Genomic DNA, 4,181 nt, shown 5'->3' on the forward strand with positions numbered 1-4,181 from the left:
GCTCGGGCTTAAGCCCTCCCGGCGGTCTCAGGCCGGCGCCGCAGTGGCCGACTTTTGCTCCGCCCCGTGGCCGGTTTTTACTCCGCCGTTGACATATTGTGGAAACAATTCTGAAGATACGGCGGCTGGCCCATGTTCAGGGCAAGTCGATCAAGGCGATCTGCCGGGAGTTGGGCATATCGCGGAAAGTGGTGCGGAAGGTTTTGCGCACCGATGAGACGGAGTTCAAATACGAGCGGACCCGTCAACCTCAGCCGAAGCTCGGCCCCTGGCGCGATCAGCTCGATGGAATGCTGCTCTCCAATGAGGCCAAATCCTCTCGCGAACGGCTGACACTGATCCGGATATTCGAGGACTTGCGCGACCTCGGCTACGAGGGCGGTTACGACACAGTCCGGCGCTACGCCCGAAGTTGGGCGAAGGAGCGCGGCTCGGTGACGGCAGAAGCCTACGTGCCGCTCTATTATGCGCCGGGCGAGGCTTACCAGTTTGACTGGAGCCACGAGATCATCGTGCTGAACGGCGTGACGACGACGGTAAAGGTGGCGCATGTCCGGCTCTGCCACAGCCGGATGATGTATGTGAGAGCCTATCCGCGCGAGACGCAGGAGATGGTCTTCGATGCCCATGACCGGGCATTCGCTTTCTTCGGCGGGGCCTGCACGCGCGGCATCTACGATAACATGAAGACCGCGGTGGAGACTGTCTTCGTCGGCAAGGAACGGCAATACAATCGCCGCTTCCTACAGATGTGCAGCCATTACCTGATCGAGCCGGTGGCCTGCACGCCGGCGTCGGGGTGGGAGAAGGGCCAGGTCGAGAACCAGGTCAATCTGGTGCGGGAACGCTTCTTCACGCCGCGGCTGCGCTTCAAATCCTACGATGAGCTGAATGGCTGGTTGCTGGACAAGTGCATCAGCTACGCCCGCGCCCATAAGCATGTCGATCAGACGGAACGCACGGTCTGGGAGGTGTTCGATGCGGAACGGCCGCACCTGGTCGGCTATCCCGGCAAGTTCGACGGCTTCCACGCGGTGCAGGCCTCGATCGGCAAGACCTGCCTCGTGCGTTTCGACAACAACAAATACTCGGTGCTGTCCACGGCAGTCGGTCGTCCGGCCGAGATACATGCCTATGCCGATCGCATCGTCATCCGGCAGGATGGCGTGGAGATCGGCCAACACGATCGCTGCTTCGGCCGTGGCGAGACGATCTATAATCCCTGGCATTACGTGCCGGTCCTGACCCGTAAGCCGGGAGCCCTGCGCAATGGTGCTCCTTTCCACGACTGGGTTTTGCCCGCCGCCATGGAGAAAGTGCGCCGCCGGCTGAAGGCCATGCATGACGGCGATCGGCAGATGGTGTCGATCCTCGAATGTGTAGGCCTGGACGGGCTCCCCGCCGTCGAGGCGGCCTGCCAGGAGGCGCTCGATCAGGGCGTGTTCTCGGCTGCCGTCATCATCAACATTCTGGCTCGCAAGCGTGACCCGCAGCCGGCCGCCATCCTTTCCATCCCCGACGCGCTTCGCCTGACCCACGAGCCTCTGGCCGATTGCGCCCGTTACGACAGCCTCAGGAGGGCAAGCTGATATGGAACGATCCCAAATCCTCGACATGATGGGCACGCTGAAGCTGTTCGGCATGCGCAGCGCCTATGACGAGATCATGGCCTCCGGCATAAAGCGCCAGCACGAGCCGCCGCGCATTGTCGGTGACCTACTACAGTCAGAGATCGCCGAGAAGCAGGCACGGTCCATCAAATACCAGATCACCGTCGCCAAGCTGCCGCTGGCCAAGGACATCGACGACTTCGACTTCACCGATACGCCAGTCAACGAAGGCCTGGTGCGCCAGCTTGCGACAGGGGCCTTCCTCGCCGAGCAGCACAATATCGTTCTGGTCGGCGGAACCGGCACGGGGAAGTCCCATCTGTCCATCGCGCTCGCACGCGCCCTAATCCGCAACGGCGCACGCGGCCGCTTCTTCAACGTCGTCGACCTCGTCAATCGGCTCGAGACGGAGGCACGCAGCGGAAAGCAGGGGCGGCTGGCCGACTTCATCACCAGGCTCGACTTCGTCATCATGGACGAACTGGGCTATCTCCCATTTGCCCAAGCGGGCGGCCAGCTCCTCTTCCATCTCATCAGCAGGCTCTACGAGCGGACCTCGATCATCGTCACGACGAACCTGGCCTTCGGCGAGTGGCCGGCCGTATTCGGCGACGCCAAGATGACCGCTGCTCTGCTCGACAGGCTCACCCACCATTGCGAGATCGTCGAAACCGGGAACGAATCCTGGCGCTTCAAAAACCGCTCTCAAAGCTAAAGCCGAAAAGACAAACAACCCGCGCCCGCAGGCCCCTGCGCTAAATGGAGAGCTCCGGGCCTACGCGCGCTGACCCGATGCAACCAGAGGCAGGGGTCCCTTTTGGGAGCCGATAAGGGGTCCCGTTACGACGCCGATTGACACTATGCGAAGGACCGGACGGATCGCGCCCGCGAAGAACTCATTGCCGAGCTCGGTAGCTGCTTCCTCTGCGCCGATCTCGGCATCGCACCTGAGCTCGAGCCGCGGCCGGATCATTCATCCTATCTGCAGTCGTGGCTATCGGTTCTTGCCAACGACAAGCGGGCGATCTTCCAGGCGGCGGCTCATGCGCAGCGCGCTGTAAGTTTCCTGCATTCCTTGCAGCCGGAAGCGGAAGTGAAGGCTGCGGCCTGACGCTCAGTCGCGGTTGTCACCGCCTGTGGCGACCGCGTGATCCTCCTCCCGTTCGTCCTTGAGACCTTGTGCGATGTCAGCATTCAGCCTTCCCCAGATTGACGGTTTTTGAGCGTCGGGTTTGGGTTTACGGGACGGCTTTCGCTCAATGATGAACGGCTTGGTCTGCTGGCGTATTGATCCTCAGGGCTGCGATCCGCAAGTGCAACGATATCGCACAGGGTAAGTTGGGCAAGCGGGCCGATGATGTGGGGGGCTCGTGTCCCCGACTGAAACAAGCAACGAAGGCAGAAGCGGGGGATGGCGCAAGATGCCATTGGTGCCCGGGCGAAAGCGGCGCAGCACCATTGCCATATCCCTTCGCGTCAGAGTTTCCGGCAACCCATCTGCGGCTCGATGAGGCATGTCTGACCGGAGACCGGCTGCGCCTCGATCGTCTTCCCGCAACGGCAAGCCGCAGATTTCTTACCCCGGAAGGCTGCCCCTTCCTCCTCTCCCACTAACAAATCTGCGACTTGCCGCCCTCCATTTCATTACGGCCCTATTGGGTGCGGTCCGATCGTCACCGGTCTTTTGACAGCTATCGAGGTCGCGATGGGCGCGGCCCGAACACGAGAAAAGGAATACGACAATGGCAACCATCGGCACATTCACCTCCACAGAAAACGGCTTCAACGGCTCCATCCGCACGCTCGCCCTCAACGTCAAGGCCCGCATCGCCCGGGTCGAAAACCCCTCCGACAAGGGCCCGCAGTTTCGCGTCTACGCTGGCAGCGTCGAGCTGGGCGCCGCCTGGCAGAAAACCTCCGAACAGGGCCGCGACTACCTCTCGGTCAAGCTCGACGATCCGAGCTTCCCAGCTCCGATCTACGCAACGCTTGCCGAAGTTGAAGGCGAGGATGGCCTCCAGCTCATCTGGTCCCGCCCGAACCGGGACTGATTGACATCACGGGGCTCCGCCGTCGGCGGAGCCTTCTCCTCTGCCGAGAAGTCAAAGCAGGACCCGGTATCGAGCCAGGTCCTGCTTTTTTGGTGGCATACGGAAACGGGGGATAGCTGCTCAGATCTGTCGAGAATGCCGGGCCGGAATGACGGCCTCAAGGACGAGCGGTTCCCCCAATTTCGCGCGAACGCTCGAAGAGCGCCCGCACGAAATCGGCTCCCCCACTCGCCGCCGCTGGCGGTCGCATCCGCGATCCCTGACCCCGCCATCCCGTCCCGCCCTGCGAAATCGTCTTTCACAAACTCAAGGAGATGAGACGATGACGATCGAACAGCACATCGAAGAACTGCGAGCCGAGCTGAAGACCGCTTGCGACGCTGCGGAGCGCCGCGAGATCCAGACCGAGCTGGACCTGGCTCAATGTAAGCGGGTAGGCCACCCCACGTAGCGGATTTTCGGTTTGAGGCTCATTTTCCTCGTGAATCACGAGGAGAGTCATATGAGCGACAAGGTGAGT

The 4,181-nt window shown here is 61.7% G+C and carries 2 protein-coding genes and 3 pseudogenes; 4 read left to right on the plus strand and 1 reads right to left on the minus strand.

The window, feature by feature from the left end:
* Positions 1-95 precede the first annotated feature (95 nt).
* The 4 genes and pseudogenes from istA (at position 96) to EV665_RS31800 (ending at position 3,661) form a co-directional block, all read left to right on the plus strand.
* A pseudogene (gene istA / locus EV665_RS31785) lies at positions 96-1,658 on the plus strand (IS21 family transposase).
* Positions 1,591-2,325, plus strand: coding sequence for an IS21-like element helper ATPase IstB (istB, locus tag EV665_RS31790; protein WP_003501246.1), 735 nt, complete (start codon positions 1,591-1,593; stop codon positions 2,323-2,325). Before istA ends, istB begins: the two are co-directional and overlap by 68 nt.
* A 144-nt stretch (positions 2,326-2,469) precedes the next feature.
* A pseudogene (locus EV665_RS31795) lies at positions 2,470-2,721 on the plus strand (zincin-like metallopeptidase domain-containing protein); the annotation flags it as partial.
* A gap of 631 nt (positions 2,722-3,352) precedes the next feature.
* Positions 3,353-3,661 carry a DUF736 domain-containing protein gene (locus tag EV665_RS31800; protein ID WP_133037238.1) on the plus strand — a complete coding sequence of 103 codons (309 nt, stop codon included), beginning with the start codon at positions 3,353-3,355 and terminating at the stop codon, positions 3,659-3,661.
* 298 nt (positions 3,662-3,959) lie between these two features.
* On the opposite strand, the pseudogene EV665_RS32760 reads toward EV665_RS31800, so the two are convergent.
* A pseudogene (locus tag EV665_RS32760) lies at positions 3,960-4,181 on the minus strand (hypothetical protein); the annotation flags it as partial.

Source organism: Shinella granuli (assembly GCF_004341885.1).
In the GTDB taxonomy this organism is placed as follows: domain Bacteria; phylum Pseudomonadota; class Alphaproteobacteria; order Rhizobiales; family Rhizobiaceae; genus Shinella; species Shinella granuli.

What these genes read in the sequence shown, in the direction of transcription:
- EV665_RS31800 (WP_133037238.1), top strand. Translation starts at nt 3,353, where the DNA reads ATGGCAACCATCGGCACATTCACCTCCACAGAAAACGGCTTCAACGGC.
- istB (WP_003501246.1), top strand. Translation starts at nt 1,591, where the DNA reads ATGGAACGATCCCAAATCCTCGACATGATGGGCACGCTGAAGCTGTTC.